Here is a 17,434-nt window from a genome sequence, read left to right on the forward strand (position 1 = left end):
CCGTGGAAATAATTGTCAAATTAACAATTATTCACGAAAGATGCAAGGCTCACCTGCTTTTTTAGATTACTTTTTCCCATCCGGCACAAACAACACCGCGTCCGCTACCACAACGCCATCAGCGCCCTTGCCTGATAGCTCGACCCATGCCCCGGGCTGCAGTTGATACGTTCCCAGCTCCACCCATTCGCCCGATGTCTGGCCTTCCACCTTCACCCTGGCGGACTGTATATTGGCGGTATGCCGGCTGCGTCCATCATACACCAGCGCCGGCGTCACCGTTGCATGATTGGCTACCCGCGGCACGTAGGTATATACCCGGTAGCTGCCGGCCTTTTTAATGGCAGGCGTGTACCGGATCGTACTGCCCTTACCGCTGTCTACCAGCAGCGTAGGGCCATAGCCACCCCGGTATTCCGTCTTCCAGTCGCCGGTTTTGGCCGTAGCCCCCTCGTCGTTGTCATCAACAAGTATTTCCGGCGTGCTGCCATCCGCCAAAGGATCCTCTTTCAGCAGCTGCTGAATTTTGGCCACATCCGCCTGCTGCACCGGCGCTTTGCCGTCGATGCAGAGCGAGGCCGCCGTAGCGGCGGATTGCGCCAGCACCATAAACACCGGTTCCATGCGGATGGAGCCATAGGCGATATGTGAGGCAGAGAGGCATACCGGCACCAGCAGGTTCTCGCACTCTCCCTTTTTGGGGATAATGGAACGGTAGCTCACCGGGTAAGGGCCAAAGCCCCCTATCTGCACATCTCCTTCGTTTTTGACCATACCGTTTACGACTATACGCTGGCAGTTATGCGAGTCCATAGTATAGGCCGCCATGCCCACGCCATCCGTCACTTTCTCCCTGCCTTCGCAGTTGGCCTGCGTCATCACGTATTCGCCCACCATGCGGCGCACTTCGCGGACGTACAACTGGGGCGACCAGTGCCCGTTATCCGTGTACTCGTCCTTCGGGTAGCCCCATTGCAGCATTGCCTCCCGGATGGAGGCCGGCATGCGCGGGTCGTGCCCGATGAAGTACAGGAGGCCTTTCGTATATACTTCATGTTCATGGATGATCTTTTTGCGGGTTGCGGCATCGGCCTCCGGGTAGTCATAGTTTTTCCCGATCATATCCGTTGAAAAAGCGCCGTTGTTGTTGATATCCGTCTTATTAGCCGGCATGCGGTCCACCTTCAGGATGGTGTTGAGCGTGGCGGAAGGCAACTTTTCCAGGAGGCGCAGCAGCAGCTCATAACGGGCCGGCTGGTAATCTTCCGGCTGCGTGATGGGAATGCGGTTCTTGGGATCATTGCTCAGGCAGATGCGGAAATTATACGATTGCACCTTTTTATCGCCGCTGCCCTGGGGCGCCAGCGCTTCCGGGCTAATGCCCCACAACAGGCCGCTCTCCGGGTTGCCCGGCGTTACGTATGGGTCTACTCCATCGGGGAACTGGTGCTTGTCCCGCAACTGCACGCCGTTATAGGTTTCGTTGTACTGGCTGTTAGCCTCACGGCCCACCGTGTACGACACGCCGGCTTTGGCCATCAGGTCCCCTTCATAGGAGCAGTCAATAAACATTTTGGCGCGGATGGTGCGTGTATCCTTCCCCGTTACCCTGATGGCGGTAATGCGTTGCCCTTCCTTTTCCACGCCTGCCAGCTGGTACTCATAGATCACCGGCACGGCGGCGGACTGCAGGTATTGCCGGAAGGTTTCTTCCGCTACATGCGGCTCAAAAATCCACTGCTCAAAGCGGCCGTAATGCCGGCCAATGCGCCGGTAGAAGTCGCGCGAGATACCCGTGATTGCGGATTTATTACCGATGTCCGTATAACCGAGGCCGCCCGTGGTAAGCCCGCCCAGGCGCTTCTCCGGCGCTACCAGCAGCACCGTCTTATGCAGTTGCTTAGCCGTGTACGCCGCTATAATGCCGGCGGAAGTACCGCCATACACGCAGATATCCACTTCCTGCGGCGGCGTGGCCGCCTGCGCTGCCCCGCTGAGCAGCAGGGCCATGCCTAACAATAAAGTTTTCAATTGCATCATTACCTTTTTTGATTAGTAGCCGGGATTCTGATCCTTCACGGGATCGATGGCTTTGTTATAGTTATATTCATTCGTGGGGATAGGCCATAGCAAATGTTTATCCGCCACGGTGATGTTCTTCATATCCTTTATCACCTGCTTGACTATTCCTAAACGCTTCAGGTCGAACCAGTGTTTGGCTTCCGAACAGTTTTCGTAGGTCCGTTCCCGTACGACGAGGCTGATAAACGCGTCCAGGCTACTGTAGTCACTCAGCTTGAAGTCCACCGCAGGATCCGGCGTGGCGGTGGGTTTACCGTAGGCGCGCCGGCGTATCTGATTGAGCATTTCCATGGCATTTGCATCCGGAGCTCCCGCCGCCCGGGCGAGGCACTCCGCATAAAACAGCACTATATCTGCATACCTATACATCGGAAAATCATTCCCGGCAGCTGTGTTGGTCACTTTGTCGCTGAACTTTTTGTTAAGGATAGTCGTATTGGTCAGGCCAAACGTTTGTACGTACCAGTTATATTTATAACGCAGGTCATTCTTATCCCATTGCGCTACGAATTTATTCTGCACCGCATCGCTGTAGAAGGTGTAGTAACCGCCCGGCTTGTAATAGCCTGAGTTCGGATAATGGGCATACATAGGATAGTTGAAACCCTGATCAGCAGGCGTTCTGCTAAACTTCAGGTAAAACACTTCCTCCGGGGAGCCTTGTACATCCGGCCCGAATATTTTGTCGTAATCATCCGCTGTGGCCACCTGCACCAGGGCGTATTTACCGCTGTTGATCACGGCTGCGGCGGCATCCCGCGCTTTCGTATAGTCGTGCAGGTTCATGTACACATCCGCCAGCACGGCGCTGGCTGACCATTTGGAAGGCGCTCCATCCAACCGCGGTACGGCCGTGAGGTTATCCGCGGCATAGAGGAGGTCCGCCAGGAGAAACTGGTAGGTAGCCTCCGTGGTAGCGCGCGGCACATCCAGCTGCGCCATATTCTCCTCCGCGCGCAGGGGCACGCCGCCCCAGTTGCGCACCAGGTGGAAGTACAGGAGCCCGCGCATGAAGCGCGCCTCCGCCGTGAACCGCGCGGCATCGGCAGCGTTGAGGTTCCTGGCGGTGGGTATCTTTTTGATCACAATATTGGCATTGCGGATCGCTTCGTAGAACTGCGCCCACATATCCCCCACGCGGGTAATATTCGTGTTATCCAGGCCTGCATAGTCGTTCAGCGGGGCATGGCTCCCGCGCCCGTACATGTACTCGGTGTAAATTTCCAGCTGGCACTGGTACAGGGCGCTCATACTGCCGGACTGGCGGATGGGTTTATAAATCGCATTCAGCCCTGCCTGCACTTCGGCGGGGGAATTGTAAAAGTTTTCTTCCGCTATCGCCTGCGGCTTTTCCTCCAGCACGCGGCTGCAGGCGGTGAAGGACAATGCGGCGAGGAGCAGGTATATTGCATGTTTCATATCAGTCAGTTGAATTATTAACAATCAAAAACCACAACGGATGCCTACCGTAAACGATTTGCTGACCGGATAGGTAGCGTAATCAATCCCTTGCGCCACGGAGTTTTCAGAGCCATAAACGTTCACCTCCGGATCGTACCAGGAGTATTTGGTAAACGTGATCATGTTCTGCGCGCTCACGTACACCTGCGCTTTCCTGAACCATTTGGCGTGCAGTTTTTGCACGGGCAGGTCATAAGCGAGCTGTATGTTTTTGATTTTAAGATAGGAGCCGTTTTCCACGAAGCGGGTGGACATGTTGCCCGCCAGGTTGCGCGTGATCTTCGGATACTTCGCGTTGGTATGTTCCGGCGTCCAGTGGTCCTCCGCTACTTCCGCCGGGAGGTTGAGGCCCATGCCGAGGTCCAGCGTGGCGGCCTTGTTCAGGTTAAAAATATCGTTGCCCTGTGAGCCGGTGATAAACAACGTGAGTTCAAACCCCTTCCAGGAAGTAACGGAATTGATGCCATAGGTAAAATCCGGGTTGGGATTGCCGATGTAGGTTTTATCCGCCGCGGAAATTTTGCCGTCCTTGTTCAGGTCCTCATATTCCAGGTTGCCCGTAGCGCTGTAGCCCTTTTCCACGTAGCCGTAGAAGATGCCGAAAGGCTGGCCTTCCCGCAGCAGGTTCACATAATCGTTGAGCGAGCCGGTGTAAAGGTTGTTGCCATAGATATCCTGGCCGTTATAGAGTTTCAGCACTTTATTGCGGTTGAAGGCGATGTTGGCGCCGATGTTCCATTTTACCGCCTGGTCCATCACCTGCACATCCAGTGCGAACTCCATCCCTTTATTCTCCATTTCGCCTACGTTCCGCACCGTATTCTTGTACCCCATGGAGGAAGGCAGCTGTACCTTGTTAAGGAGATTTTTGGTGCGCTTATGATAGAAATCCGCCGTGAGGTGGAAGCGGTCACGGAACAACCCCAGGTCCAGCCCGAAATCAACCTGGTAGGTGGTTTCCCATTTCAGTGTATTCGGAAGCGTTTCTCCCGGCGCGTAGGTGATGTACGCAGCATCTCCAAAGATGGTAGTGCCCGGGTTCAGGAGGTTCAGCGTTTGATAGGGCGAAATAGCCGTACTGCCGGAAGCGCCATAGCTGGTGCGTATCTTCAGGTCGCTGATTGTTTTGGATTGCCTGATCCAGGGTTCGTTGGACATGCGCCAGGCCAATGCGGCGGAAGGGAAGTTACCCCATTTGTTGTCTTTCGCGTACCTGGAAGAGCCGTCCCGGCGCATGCTGACCGTGAAGAGGTACTTATCCATGAGCGTGTAATTTACGCGGCCAATAAACGAGAGCAGGGCCCATTTTTCGTAGGAGCTGTTCGGCACGCCCGGCGTGGCGGCGCTTTGCAGGGAACCGGTGTTCACCACATCGCTGAGGAAGCCGATGCCGGAGCCTTTCATCACGGTTAGCACATTATCCTGGTAGGTGAAACCTGCCATTGCGTTAATAGCGTGTATGCCTAACCGTTTGTTGTAGTTGATCACGTTTTCGTTGAGCAGGCTCTGGGTTTGCGCCGTATTTACCTCCGCCTTGCCAACGGAATTGGTGGAAGGTTCTATGTTGGAATAGATATCCCTGCGGTCGTCCTGGTTATTGATGCCGGCGGAAATGCGGATGCTGAGGTCCTCCATGGGCCGGATGGTGAGCGCCGCGTTGGAAAATACCCGGTTGGCTTTTAACCGCTCGTTGACTTCGTAGATGGGAATCAGCGGGTTGATGATAGCGTTGGAAATAAACGGGTACGCTGTGGTCAGGCGGCGATAGGAGCCATCTTCCAGGTAGGGCGTCAGCGTGGGCGGCGCCATCAGCATGGCCGAGATGAGATCGCTGCCGCGGTTGCCGAGCTGGGAATTCTGCACGCGGGTGTCTATCCGGGTGAGCGCCACATTATACGACAAGGAGAATATTTTACTGATGTCATGTTCTATACTGCCCCGCAGCGAGTAGCGTTTATAATCGCTGTTGCGGACGATGCCATCCTGCAGGTAGAGGCCGGCCCCAACGGAGAAGCGGGTTTTATCCCCGCCGCCACTAACGGTAACGCCGGTATTGGACAGCGGCGCTTTGTGCATGACGAGGTCCTGCCAGTCGGTACCCGGCATTTTTGCAAAATCGTCTATCTGCTGCTGGGTGAAGTAGGCCGGCACGTTGTCGTTCTTCGCCTGCTCGTTGTAGAGCAGGGCGTATTGCTGCGGGTTCATGAGCCGCATTTTTTTGGTGACCGACTGTATGCTGTAGCTGGACGCTACATCCACCGTGGTCCCTTTTTTTTTCTTTCCCGATTTGGTGGTGATCATCACGATGCCGTTTGCGCCGCGGGAGCCGTAGATAGCGGTCGACGAGGCGTCTTTCAGGACCTCCATGGACGCGATGTCTGACGGTTGCAGGAAATCCGGGCTGCCGGTAAACGGAAATCCATCGATCACATACAGCGGTTCATTGCTGCCTAAAATGGAATTCACGCCCCGGATGCGGACGCTGATTTTCCCGCCGGGCGCGCCGTTGTTCTGCATCACCTGCACGCCGGGCGCGCGTCCGGCGAGGGCCTGCATGGCGTTGGTGAGGGGTTGTACGGAAATATCTTCCGAACGTATCTGGGATACGGCGCCGGTGAGGTCTGATTTTTTAGCGACGCCGTAGCCGATCACCACCACTTCTGAGGATTTATTGATCACCGGTTTGAGCCGGATGGCCAGCGCGGCGCTGCCGTTGGCGGTTACTTCCAGCGTTTCGTAGCCCAGGTAGGAAATGACCAGCACGGCGTTGGCCGGGGCGTTGAGCCGGAAGGAGCCATCCGCCTGGGTGACGGTGCCTGTGCTGCTGTTTTTCACTTTTACCGTGGCTCCCGGCAGGGGGCTGCCATCTTCGCCGGTTACCTTGCCCTGGATTTCCTGCCGCAGGTCGGCGGGCTGGTCCGATGTATTTTCCTTTGCGGTGATCACAATATTTTTACCGACCACGGTGTAGGTAAGCGGCAGGTTTTTAAGGCAGATATCCAGCGCCTCCCGGAGCGGGAGGCCTTTGATGTCCACGTTGATGGCGGGGGCCAGGTCCAGCAGGTGATGGTCAAAAAAGAATACGTACCCCGACTGCTTTTCAATGGCCCTGCATACCTTTTCCAGGGAGATGTTTTTCCTAGACAGGGTAATTTCCTGGCCATAGCCATTGGCGCTCACCTGCAAGCATGCTGTTAATAAAATGGCTGCTGCGATTTTCATAACGCGAATTGTTTGGGCGATCCACGGTGGTTGACTGCCCGTGTGCCGGAGAATAGCTTTAAAATTCATACATTTGATTGGTTTGGGTAATAAAAATCCCGCCCGGCGTTAGCCAGGTGTTTGAAGGTCGTGGAATGATTTTCAGGAGTTACCCGCCATTATTACCGGAGGTGTTGGCGCACTTCCGGTTTTTATTTATGGATAACTGTGCGTTGATTACATTTTCATAACGGTATTGGTTTCATGGCTGTACGATGATTTTGTGATGAGATAGTTTGACATGGATCTTACTGAGTTCAAGTATCCTGATAACTTCTTCTATACTGCTGTTCCGGTTGATCTTTCCACCAAATTCCCTGTCGGCCGGCACTTTACCTGCATATTCCACCTCCACATCATACCACCGTGCGATCTGCCGCATGACGCCGGGAATTTTTTCGTGGTTAAAGAGGAAGTAACCGTTTTTCCAGGCTACGATCTCTTCCACGTCAGGCGCTGCCATTACCTGCGTACTCCCGTCAGCGGTAGTGCTGGCCTGCTGGCCCGGTTGTATGCGGGTGGTGGCTTTGGGCGTTTTCAGCGCGATGGCGCCTTCCACGAGGGTGGTGCGTATGGATGGTTCTTCCGTATAGGCGTTTACGTTAAAGCTGGTACCCAGCACCTGGATGGTGGTATGTTGCACTTTGACAAAGAAAGGTTGATTGGGCGCGGGGGCGATTTCGAAATAGGCTTCGCCGGTCAGTTCCACGGTGCGGTCGCTCCCGGTAAAGCTGGCGGGGTACCGCAGGCTGGAAGCGGCGTTTAGCCATACCCGTGAGCCATCGGCCAGCACGATGCGGAACTGGCCGCCCCGTGGCACCTGCAGCATATTATACTGCAGCGGCCCCGTTGTGCCGTTACCGTTATAGGCCAGTACGCCCCCGCTCAGCTGCAGGCTGGCATTCCCCTGCCGGGCCACGGTAGCGCCGGAGGAGTCCAGCGGTACCTGCGTACCGTCCGCCAGGGTGAGGATGGCTTTGCTGGAACCTGGTACGGGCAGGTTTTTCTGCGCGGTGATGGGTGCCTTTGGCGTCGTTGGGTGATTTTTCCAGAAGTAAATGCCTGCGCTGAGCAGCAGCGCTATAGAGGCCGCAGCGGCCACGCGTGGCCACCAGGCAGCGCGTGGCGTTTGCGCCGGGCGCAGTTGGGACCAGAGGCGTTCCTTTACCTCATCAGGGCCGGCCGGGGGGCTTTGGAGCAGCTGTTGGTCGATAGCCGCTTCAAACAGCTGCCGGTATTGCTCCTGCTGCAGCGCCTGGCGGAATAGTTCGAGGCCTGGCGCATCCAGCGTATCGTTGAGGTATTGTTGTAATAACGTGGCAAATTGTTCCGGATGTATCATAGTGGAATTACCTTACTGGGGTAAAGACGCGCAGGTGTGAAAAAGGGAGGTGCCGGAAGAAAAATTTTTTTTTTGGATGCAGATGGGGATGGAATTTTTTCTGTAAACTTTTCAGCTACAAACCAGGAAGAAAAAAGTAACAAGGTACCCCGGCAGCCATTTACGCAGCGCCGCCAATGCCTGTACGATATAACTTTTAACAGTAACCCTGGAAATTCCCATCAGGGCAGCGATTTCAGCATGGTCCAGCCCCTCGAGGCGGCTCAGCCGGAACGCCTTCTGCTGCTGGGGCGGGAGCTTCAGGATGGCTTGCTGGAGTTGCTGCAGCAGGTCCCGGGAATAGATTTCCTCCGGGCCTTCCATACGGGCGCTTTCCCGGAAATACTGCGCCTGGTATTCCAGGTAGGAAGCCTGGGAATGCAGCTTGCGCAACCGGCTGAATATCAGGTTGCGGGCAGCGATAAAAAGATAGCCTTGCAGGTTGGTAACCGATGGCAGCGTGGTCCGCTTTTCCCAGAGCATGGCAAATACATCCTGCGTAATATCTTCGGCGATCTCCGGAGATTTGGATAATACCAGGGCCGCGGCATACACCCTTTCCCAGTAGCGCTCAAACACACGCCGGTAAGCGTCTTCGTTTCCTGCAGCTATGCCCGCAAGCAACTCCTGGTCGCTGCTATTGATGAAACACTCCATTGAATCACACCCGCTGGTTTAGACCCGAATAGCCGGGCAGCTAAAAATAGCAAAAAATTATCTGGAGGCGGGGGAAATTGCGGCCGAACAAAAAACCCGGTTCCCGCATTTATAAGATAGTAATTAACAAATCCTTATATACTGCCACATCCGCAGCATACGGCAAATGCTTAAATTTGTATGGACATCGAATCAGCACCGCATATGAGAGTTCAATCCATCATACTCCTTCTTTTATTATTTGTAACCGCGTGCAAAGGACAGGCGCAAAAGAGCAATAATATGGAAACGACACACAACAACAATCCCTACTATTCCCGTACAGATACCACCCATCTGAACGTGAGTAATGCAGAGTGGAAAAAAATACTGCCGCGCGACTTATACCAGGTTGCCAGAGAGCAGGGTACCGAAAGGGCGTTTACCGGCAAGTACTGGGAAGGCAATCCCAAAGGCACGTACTACTGCGCCGTTTGCGGCAACGAACTGTTCCGCTCGGATGCGAAGTTTGCCAGCGAATGCGGATGGCCCAGCTTCTTTGAGCCGGTAAGGGAAAACAGCGTGATCTACAAGCCGGATCATTCCTTTGGCATGGAACGCATTGAAGTGGAGTGCGCTAGGTGCAACTCCCACCTGGGGCATATTTTTGACGACGGTCCCCCGCCTACGCATAAACGTTTTTGTATGAACTCCGTGTCGCTCGACTTTGAGCCGGACGCGAAGTAACTGCCGGCAGGCGGAACTTTTTTAAGGGGGAAAGGCTACGGTCTTTCCCCTTATTTTTTTACGAAGTAAGCACAGCTTTACACAGATTGGGTAGCCCTTCCCCCAGGTTTATTTAGCAGCCGGCACGCGGGCATGGCGAGGACCGGACAACTGTAAGTGCCCTATTATCAGGCAGTTCAGCCTGTTTAAAGGCCGATTTTTGCTAATGGTATGCTAATTGTTTTATGGCAGGCAGGAATCTTTATTAAAAACCAAAACTTACATTATGAAATCTATGCTCAAATTCATCGGGGTGTTACTGTTAACCGCATTTGTGTTCGCTTCCTGTAGCAAAGACACCGATCCAGCCGATGTAGACGTATTCGCCGGTACTTTTAAAGGTAAAATCGGCTATCATGATGCAGATCAAAACCTCAGTACTGATGCAGGCAGTGTATTTGTAACCAAAGTTGGTTCCCGTTATGACTTCCGTTTTTCAGACGGTATTCCGGACCTCACCGGCGTAGAGTTTGAAAAGAAGGACGATAATACCATGGTGAACATCGGTTCCGCAGGAACAGGATTGATCACTATCAATAAGGATAAACTCGTGATCGGCTATACGAAAGATGGCAGAACATGGACGGCTGATTGCGGCAGGTAAGGCTATATTTGCTCAACATACAACTACAAAAAAGCTCCGCGTCATGCGGAGCTTTTTTGTTTTATTTTACTACAGGCACTTTTATCGCGGCGGCCGGCATCAGCTTTTGCTGCAGCCACCTGCGCACCGGTTCATCGTAATATTTCAGACATACCCAGGCTATCCCCACCGCGCTGGCAAATGTCAGCAACGCGTAAGGCGCGGCTTCCGCCAGTGTGATGCCTTTATGCCTGCTTACCCAGCCGGTATAGGTATAAATTAAGGGGTAGTGGGAGATATAAACCGGGTAGGAAATATCCCCGAGGAACTTGCAAATACGCGTGGAGGTCCTGCCTTCCAATACGCCGCTGGCGCCCAGGTACACCACCACCGGAAACACCAGCACAATCACAATACTCTCGTACAACCCGTTCGCCCACATTTTTTCAGCCCCGCCTATACGCGGCATGCCAAGCACCACCAGCAGGAGGATACTGCACCAGAGAAAGGCATTTTTTACCTGTACCAGCCTGGCCGTGCGGAATAACAGCAACCCGGCAAAGAAGGGGAACAGCAGCCGGATAAAACCAATCTTCAATTGCTGGACGCTGAGCGTCCACCCGCCGATCATTTCCCCCCGTTCGCTGGTGATGGCATAATGTACGAGCCAGATGCCGCAAACCGCTACCAGCACGCCCAACGCGGCTTTCGACAATTTTCGTACGCCCGCTGCGTACAGGAAGTTGCCGATGTATTCGAAGAAGAGGGACCATGCAGGCCCGTTCAGGGGATGCATTTCGTTCCAGCCCCGCACATCCATGCGGATGGTCACCGGCAGCAACGTAGCGCCGATGAGCATGATCAGCAGCAGGTACCATACCGGCGTATCGTGGATCTTTGGCCATAAGGGCGAGTCCTGGAAATAGAAAAAGATAGCGCCTATCACGGAGCCCATGACTACCATGGGTTGCAGGCGAATGAGGCGGCGTTTGAAAAACCCGCCTACGGACATCTTTTCCCACCTGTCATCATAGGCGTAACCAATTACAAAACCGGAGAGGAGGAAGAAGAAATCCACGGCGAGGTAACCGTGGTTGATCATCAGGTCAAGGCTGCTGGTAGCATGCGCCTCCAGGATATGAAAAATGACCACCGTGAGCGCGGCTACGCCACGAAGCCCGTCCAGTATAGGAAAATGCGGTTTAGAGGGAAGAATACCCGATTTAATCATAATAGTTTATTTGGGAACAGGCCATAATATAAGAAGGGGAACCGGCTGCGCAGAATTTTTTTTACCAGCGGCAGCGTATGGAATATTTCCTCCCCTGCATCTTCCTTGGAAACCTGTATGCATGAAACTACTGTTTGTTATCTTGTTGCCCCTCTCCTGCTTTGCCCAAACGGTGGGCACTATAGCCACGCCTCCGGGATTTGAGCGTATGCCCGTTGCCGGCGGGTCCTTTGGGCAATGGTTGCGGAGCATCTCCCTGAAAAAAAGTAATACTGTTTATTTATACAATGGCCAGCCGAAGGGCAACCAGCAGGCGCAGGCCGCCGTGCTGGACGTCAGCGTGGGGAATAAGGACCTGCAGCAATGCGCGGACGCGGTGATGCGCCTGCGTGCGGAATGGTTGTATGCGCAGCAGCAGTACGACTGGATCGCCTTCCGCGCTACGGACGGCACGCTCCTTTCCTATGCCGCCTGGCAGCAGGGATGCCGGTACCGGTTGCAGGGGCAGCGATTGGTGAAAATATGTAACGGAGAAAAGGGAAATAACCGGGCGGCCTTCCAGGCTTACCTGGAGCTGGTATTCAGCTATGCGGGTACCAGTTCCTTACAACGGGAACTGGTACCCGCGGCCGGTAAAGCTGTTTGGCCCGGGGATGTGTTTATCCAGGGCGGCTCCCCGGGGCATGCGGTGATCGTGATGGACGTCATCACCAACCACCGGGGGGAGTATAAATTTATGCTGGCGCAAAGCTATATGCCTGCGCAGGATATACATATCCTGAAAAATCCGGCGGATGGCAGCTGCTGGTATGATGCCAATACAGGCGGGATGCTGCGTACGCCGGAGTGGACGTTTGCGGGAAATGCGTTGTATAAGTGGCCGGATGGCAACGCCTCTACCCTTACACCCCGCTGAACACAGAAAATCCCCCGTCTACATTCACCACGGCGCCGGTCACAAAGCGGGATTCATCGCTGAGCAGCCATATGAGCGCGCCGTTCAGCTCTTCGGCCTCACCGAAACGTTTATACGGCGTGTTTTGCAGCACGAGCTGGCCTCTCAGGGTATAGCTGCCATCCGGCTGGGTGAGCAGGGCGCGGTTTTGCTCCGTGAGGAAGAAGCCTGGCGCAATGGCGTTCATGCGCAGTTTATCCCCGTAGCGGTTGGCCATTTCCACGGCAAACCACTGGGTGTAGCAATCAATGGCCGCTTTCCCGAGGCTGTAGCCCATCACTTTGGTGATCACGCGTTTGGCGCTCATAGAGGAGATGTTCACGATGCTGCCACCGCCGCCGGCGGCAATCTGCCGGCCGAAGATCTGCGTGGGCAGCACGGTGCCCCAGAGGTTGAGGTCCATGGCGCGGCGCATGCCGTTCATATCCAGGGCAAAGATGTCCTGTTCCGGTTGCAGGATCGCTTCGGGGATGTTGCCGCCGGCGGCGTTCACCAGCCCGTCGATCCGGCCAAAATGCTGTATGATTTTATCGCAGGCGGCTACCAGGTCCGCTTCGCTGAGCACGTCCGCCTGTACGGCGAGGGCGTTGCCGCCGTCCGCGTTGATCTGCGCCGCTCTTTCTTCCGCTACCTGGAGGTTACGCCCCAGGATGGCCACTTTACCGCCAGCGCGGTGGATGCCTTCTACGAATGATTTTCCTAAAATGCCGGTTCCCCCTGTTACGACAATTACTTTTCCGTTGAGATTCATTGCTGTTGTTTTTCTATAATTATTTTACGGTTTCCAGCATGCCTTTGATGCCTTTTTCCAGTCCGTTGAGTTCCGCCAGGCCTTTGAGCCGGCCGATGAGCGAGTACCCCGGGTAGGTGTTAAAATCAAAGTCCGTCCATATTTTCTGACCATGATCCGGGCGTACGGGGATGGCTACATCCGCGCGGCCCTGCTGTTGCCTCCTGAGTTGTTCCAATACCACCTGCTTCATGACCTTCACCATATCCGTACTGCCGTTGAGGTGTTCGGCTTCGTAGAAGCTGCCGTCCGCATCGTGCTGCACGTTGCGCAGGTGCAGGAAGTGGATATGGCTGCCGAGGCGGGCGATCATGCCGGGCAGGTCGTTGGCGGGATTGGCGCCCAGCGAGCCCGTGCAAAAAGTGATACCGTTGGCCGGCGAAGGGCACATGGCGATCAGCTCCTGCAGGTCCTGCTCCGTGCAAACGATCCGCGGCAGGCCGAGGATGGCGAAGGGAGGATCGTCCGGATGGATGCACATGTTGATGCCGAGGCGTTCCGCGGCGGGGATCACCCGGCGCAGGAAGTAGGCCAGGTTTTCCTTCAGTTTGGCGGCGTCAACGTCTTTATACCGCGCTAAATGCTCCTTAAACTCCGCGATGGTAAATACTTCGTCCGTACCGGGGAGGCCGGCCAGGATGGTGCGTACGAGGGTTTGTTGCTCCTCTTCCGACAGTCCGTCCAGGTATTGCCTGGCGGCCGCTTGTTCCGCCGGCGTGAAGTCCGCCGATGCGCCGGGCCTTTGCAGCAGGTAGAGGTCAAACGCCACCAGGGCCGGGCGGTGGAAGCGCAGGGCGGACACCCCGTTGGGCAGCCGGTAGTCCAGGTGCGTACGGGTCCAGTCCAGCACCGGCATAAAGTTGTAGCACACGGTTTTAATCCCCGCGGCCGCCAGGTTGGTAAGCGTTTCGATATAGTTGCCGATCATCGCGTCCCGCCCGGGGCCGGCGATTTTAATGGATTCGTGCACATTCACGCTTTCCACCACGCTCCATGTAAGGCCATGGGCTTCAATTTCCTGTTGGCGCGCGCGGATGGCGGGCAGCGGCCATACCTCCCCGCAGGGGATGTGGTGCAGGGCGGTTACCACGCCGGTAACGCCTGTTTGCCGGATGGCCGCCAGCGTAACGGGGTCCGATGGCCCGAACCAGCGCAGGGTTTGTTCAAGAGCTTGGATCATGATGGTCTGATTTCAAAACAAGTAGCAGAAGGTTTTTTATAACGTGGCAATAAAAGTAGTAAATAAAAACAATCGATTGTTATTTTTTTAGGGGGAAGATCTAATGCTGCTTTCGGGTAATAATAAAGTATATTTAACAACCGATTGTTAACAATATGCCATGAAGAAAAAGGAAGCGACTATCTACGATATCGCGGAAAAGCTGGGCCTTGCCGCCTCGACTATCAGCCGGGGCCTCAAGGGGCACCATACCGTGAGTCAGAAAACGCAGCGTAAGATCATTGCCACGGCGGAGGCGATGGGCTACCGGTCTAATACCATTGCGGCCAGCCTGCGGACGAACAGCACGCAAACCATTGGGGTCATCGTGCCGCGGCTGGACAGCTACCTGATGTCCCAGATCATTGCCGGCATGGAGAAGGTCACCAGCGAGGCGGGGTACAACCTGCTCATCAGCCAGTCCCGGGAGCTGGCCGCCAACGAGGCCCGCAGCGTGCAATCCATGCTCAACAGCCGGGTAGACGCTATGCTGGTATCCCTGGCGGAACATACGGAGGACCTGGCGCATTTCGAGGCCTGCAAGGCCAAAGGGGTGCCCCTGGTGTTTTTTGACCGCGTACCGGCGGATACAGACCAGCTTTGCATCACGATCAACAATGAAATGGCCGGCTATCAGGCAACGCGTCATCTGATAGACCAGGGCGCAAGGAACGTCATGCTGATATCCGGCAGCTTCCGGAGGAACGTGTATTCACAACGTTTGGCTGGTTACAGGCGGGCTTTAATTTCTTCCAAAATAAAATTTAAACCGGAGAACATTATCATCAATGACCTGACCGAAGAAGCGGGCATACGCGCCGCGAGGGCCGTGGTAGAGCAACAGGCCGATGGCGTGGTGGTGGCCAACGACATCTGCGCGGCCGCCTGTATGAACGAAGTGCGGCGCCTGGGCCGGCGGGTACCCCAACAAGTAAAGTTTACGGGGTTCAACAACGATTTTATTTCCCGGCAGGTGACGCCTGCCCTCACTACTATCCACTACCCCGGCGTGGAGATGGGGGAAGTGGCGGCGCGGCATGTGCTGGCTCACCTGAAGGGCAACCTGGACATTGCGCAGATGGAAAATATCGTGATCAAATCCAACCTGATCGTGCGCGAGTCGTCCCTGCAGGACCATCGTTGAAGCATGGTCAAAACCGGCATTTGCGCAGTATTAACTTATATTTAATATTACCATTTGACGGCGCAGCACCGGCATCTCCCCAGCCCAACCCTTATTTGGGCGTTCCGGGGTTCCAATATTTTTTTTTGATTTCAAAGTTTTATTATTTTTGGCCCCCAAATGAGAGTGGCAATATTTTTCGCGTGTTTATCTTTTTTTCTCTTCAAGGGAGATGACCGTGCCTATGCTGCCTGTCGCCTCCACAGCTTTTGGAGTGTAACGCTCAAAAATCTCCAGCACAAACAACTCACCAAACTGAACCCTTCCATCATCCAGGATTCCAGCCTCGAGGAGGAGGAAAAACTGATGATGACGGATGACGTGGAATCGGACAGTTGCAGTACGTTTGTTGCCCGGAAATACCGCCTTATTGCCAGCTTTTACCTGTCGCTTGCCAGCTTCTTTGAGGAGCGGGATCTGCACAAGTGCTATCATACCCCACCGCCCGACTGGGGACAACTTTCCAACATTTATATTACCCAACGCGTACTCCGTATCTGATATCGGGGGAGTGACTTTTTTCCCGCAAGGGTCATAAGGAGCAAAGCACACAAAGGATGGTGTGTTGATTTTTCCTGTAACGGGACATAGGGGTTTATCAGTCCTGGCGTTTTGTTAGAAGCGCCTGGCGGCTGTTGTACCTCAAGTCAGCGGGGGAAAATCCGCTCCGGCCGAAGGCCCTCTGCGCGCTTTGCTCCTATGCCGCTTTTGTGGGAAACCAATAATCCGCTCAGTCCAGAAAAATCACATCGACTTAATTACCCAAATATAATCATGAATAAGATCGTCATGTTCACCGGCCTGTTGGGCGTAATCTACGCTGCAACAAGCTGCCAGGCTCCAAAAGAAGAAAAGGAAGAAACCGGCAAATACACGGTTACCAGTCCGATGGAAGTAGACACTTCCTTCACGAAAGAATATGTTTCGCAGATCAAATCTGTCCGCAACATTGAAATCCGCGCGCAGGAAAGAGGCTTCCTGCAAAACATTTATGTAGACGAAGGGCAGTACGTGCACGCCGGCCAAATCCTCTTCAAGCTGATGCCGAACGCCTTCCAGGCCGAGCTGCTGAAAGCCGAAGCGGAGGCCAAAGCCGCCGCCATCGAACTGCAGAATACCAAAGCGCTGGTAGAAAAAAACATCGTTTCCAAAAACGAGCAGGCGGTAGCCCAGGCCAAGGTGGACCAGGCAAACGCCGAAGTGGCGCTGGCCAAACTGCACCTCTCCTACACGGAGATCCGCGCCCCGTTTGACGGCACCATCGACCGCATCCCTAAAAAACTGGGTAGCGTGATCGAGGACGGCGAACTGCTCACCACCCTCTCCGACAACACCCAGATGTTTGCCTATTTCAACGTATCCGAACCGGAATACCTGGAATACCAAACGAATGTAAAAGGCCGCGCCAACAACAAGGTGAGCCTGCTCCTGGCCAACAACCAACCTCTCGCATACAAGGGCGAAGTAGAGGTGATCGAAGGGGAATTCGATAACGAAACCGGCAACATCGCCTTCAGGGCCCGCTTCCCGAACCCGGACCGGCTGCTGAAAAACGGGGAAACCGGCAAAGTGATGATGACCGTGCCTATGAGCCGCGCGATCGTCATCCCGCAAAAAGCCACCTACGAAATCCAGGATAAAAAATACGTGTTCGTAGTGGACAAAAATAATGAGGTAAAATCCCGCAATATCAACATCAGCGGGGAAATGCCGGATTTATACATCGTTGGAAACGGTCTTGCCATCACCGACAAAATTTTGCTTGACGGCGTTCAGAAAGTTAAAGACGACCAAAAGATCAATTACGATTTCAAAAAACCGGAAGAAGTACTTTCTCACCTGAGATTAAAAGCTGAATAGCAGGCA

The 17,434-nt window shown here is 54.5% G+C and carries 14 protein-coding genes; 6 read left to right on the forward strand and 8 right to left on the reverse strand.

Annotated elements, in window-relative coordinates; all coding sequences use genetic code 11:
- Positions 1-66: 66 nt before the first annotated feature.
- From BOC67_RS15625 to BOC67_RS15645, 5 genes are all read right to left on the reverse strand, one after another.
- Positions 67-2,040 carry an FAD-dependent oxidoreductase gene (locus BOC67_RS15625; protein ID WP_291911534.1) on the reverse strand — a complete coding sequence of 658 codons (1,974 nt, stop codon included), beginning with the start codon at positions 2,038-2,040 and terminating at the stop codon, positions 67-69.
- Positions 2,041-2,052: 12 nt separating this feature from the next.
- Positions 2,053-3,501: a RagB/SusD family nutrient uptake outer membrane protein gene (locus tag BOC67_RS15630; RefSeq protein ID WP_291911535.1), complete on the reverse strand. Its 1,449-nt coding sequence runs from the start codon at positions 3,499-3,501 to the stop codon at positions 2,053-2,055.
- Positions 3,502-3,525: 24 nt separating this feature from the next.
- A complete protein-coding gene (locus BOC67_RS15635) occupies positions 3,526-6,765 on the reverse strand; it encodes a TonB-dependent receptor (RefSeq protein ID WP_291911536.1) in 3,240 nt (1,079 codons plus the stop codon).
- A 241-nt stretch (positions 6,766-7,006) separates the two neighbouring features.
- Positions 7,007-8,146: a FecR family protein gene (locus tag BOC67_RS15640; protein ID WP_291911537.1), complete on the reverse strand. Its 1,140-nt coding sequence runs from the start codon at positions 8,144-8,146 to the stop codon at positions 7,007-7,009.
- 111 nt (positions 8,147-8,257) lie between these two features.
- A complete protein-coding gene (locus BOC67_RS15645; protein ID WP_291911538.1) occupies positions 8,258-8,842 on the reverse strand; it encodes an RNA polymerase sigma factor in 585 nt (194 codons plus the stop codon).
- A 282-nt stretch (positions 8,843-9,124) separates the two neighbouring features.
- On the opposite strand from BOC67_RS15645, the gene msrB reads away from it, so the two are divergent.
- A complete protein-coding gene (gene msrB, locus BOC67_RS15650) occupies positions 9,125-9,568 on the forward strand; it encodes a peptide-methionine (R)-S-oxide reductase MsrB (protein ID WP_291911539.1) in 444 nt (147 codons plus the stop codon).
- A gap of 265 nt (positions 9,569-9,833) precedes the next feature.
- The gene (locus BOC67_RS15655) at positions 9,834-10,211 is read left to right on the forward strand and encodes a hypothetical protein (RefSeq protein ID WP_291911540.1); all 378 of its coding nucleotides are present in this window, start codon (positions 9,834-9,836) and stop codon (positions 10,209-10,211) included.
- Between the two features lie 61 nt (positions 10,212-10,272).
- Here the strand turns inward: BOC67_RS15655 and BOC67_RS15660 are convergent, their stop codons facing one another.
- Positions 10,273-11,421 (reverse strand): acyltransferase, encoded by a 1,149-nt coding sequence (locus tag BOC67_RS15660; RefSeq protein WP_291911542.1) that lies wholly within the window; start codon positions 11,419-11,421, stop codon positions 10,273-10,275.
- 121 nt (positions 11,422-11,542) lie between these two features.
- On the opposite strand from BOC67_RS15660, the gene BOC67_RS15665 reads away from it, so the two are divergent.
- Positions 11,543-12,337 (forward strand): DUF4846 domain-containing protein, encoded by a 795-nt coding sequence (locus tag BOC67_RS15665; protein WP_291911543.1) that lies wholly within the window; start codon positions 11,543-11,545, stop codon positions 12,335-12,337.
- Here the strand turns inward: BOC67_RS15665 and BOC67_RS15670 are convergent.
- Both BOC67_RS15670 and uxuA read right to left on the reverse strand, forming a co-directional pair.
- Positions 12,324-13,127, reverse strand: a complete 804-nt coding sequence (locus BOC67_RS15670) for an SDR family oxidoreductase (protein ID WP_291911544.1) — start codon at positions 13,125-13,127, stop codon at positions 12,324-12,326. The two genes, BOC67_RS15665 and BOC67_RS15670, sit on opposite strands and share 14 nt — an antisense overlap.
- 19 nt (positions 13,128-13,146) lie before the next feature.
- The gene (gene uxuA / locus BOC67_RS15675) at positions 13,147-14,346 is read right to left on the reverse strand and encodes a mannonate dehydratase (RefSeq protein ID WP_291911545.1); all 1,200 of its coding nucleotides are present in this window, start codon (positions 14,344-14,346) and stop codon (positions 13,147-13,149) included.
- A 160-nt stretch (positions 14,347-14,506) separates the two neighbouring features.
- Between uxuA and BOC67_RS15680 the strand changes: the two genes are divergently transcribed.
- The 3 genes from BOC67_RS15680 to BOC67_RS15690 all read left to right on the forward strand — a co-directional run bounded on the left by BOC67_RS15680 (position 14,507) and on the right by BOC67_RS15690 (position 17,428).
- The gene (locus BOC67_RS15680) at positions 14,507-15,529 is read left to right on the forward strand and encodes a LacI family DNA-binding transcriptional regulator (RefSeq protein ID WP_291911546.1); all 1,023 of its coding nucleotides are present in this window, start codon (positions 14,507-14,509) and stop codon (positions 15,527-15,529) included.
- Positions 15,530-15,688: 159 nt separating this feature from the next.
- Positions 15,689-16,069 (forward strand): hypothetical protein, encoded by a 381-nt coding sequence (locus BOC67_RS15685; protein ID WP_291911547.1) that lies wholly within the window; start codon positions 15,689-15,691, stop codon positions 16,067-16,069.
- Between the two features lie 273 nt (positions 16,070-16,342).
- Complete coding sequence (locus tag BOC67_RS15690; protein ID WP_291911548.1) at positions 16,343-17,428, forward strand: efflux RND transporter periplasmic adaptor subunit; 1,086 nt, start codon at positions 16,343-16,345, stop codon at positions 17,426-17,428.
- The last annotated feature ends 6 nt before the right edge of the window (positions 17,429-17,434 follow it).

The sequence above is a fragment of the Chitinophaga sp. CB10 genome (assembly GCA_001870995.2).
Taxonomy (GTDB): Bacteria; Bacteroidota; Bacteroidia; order Chitinophagales; family Chitinophagaceae; genus Chitinophaga.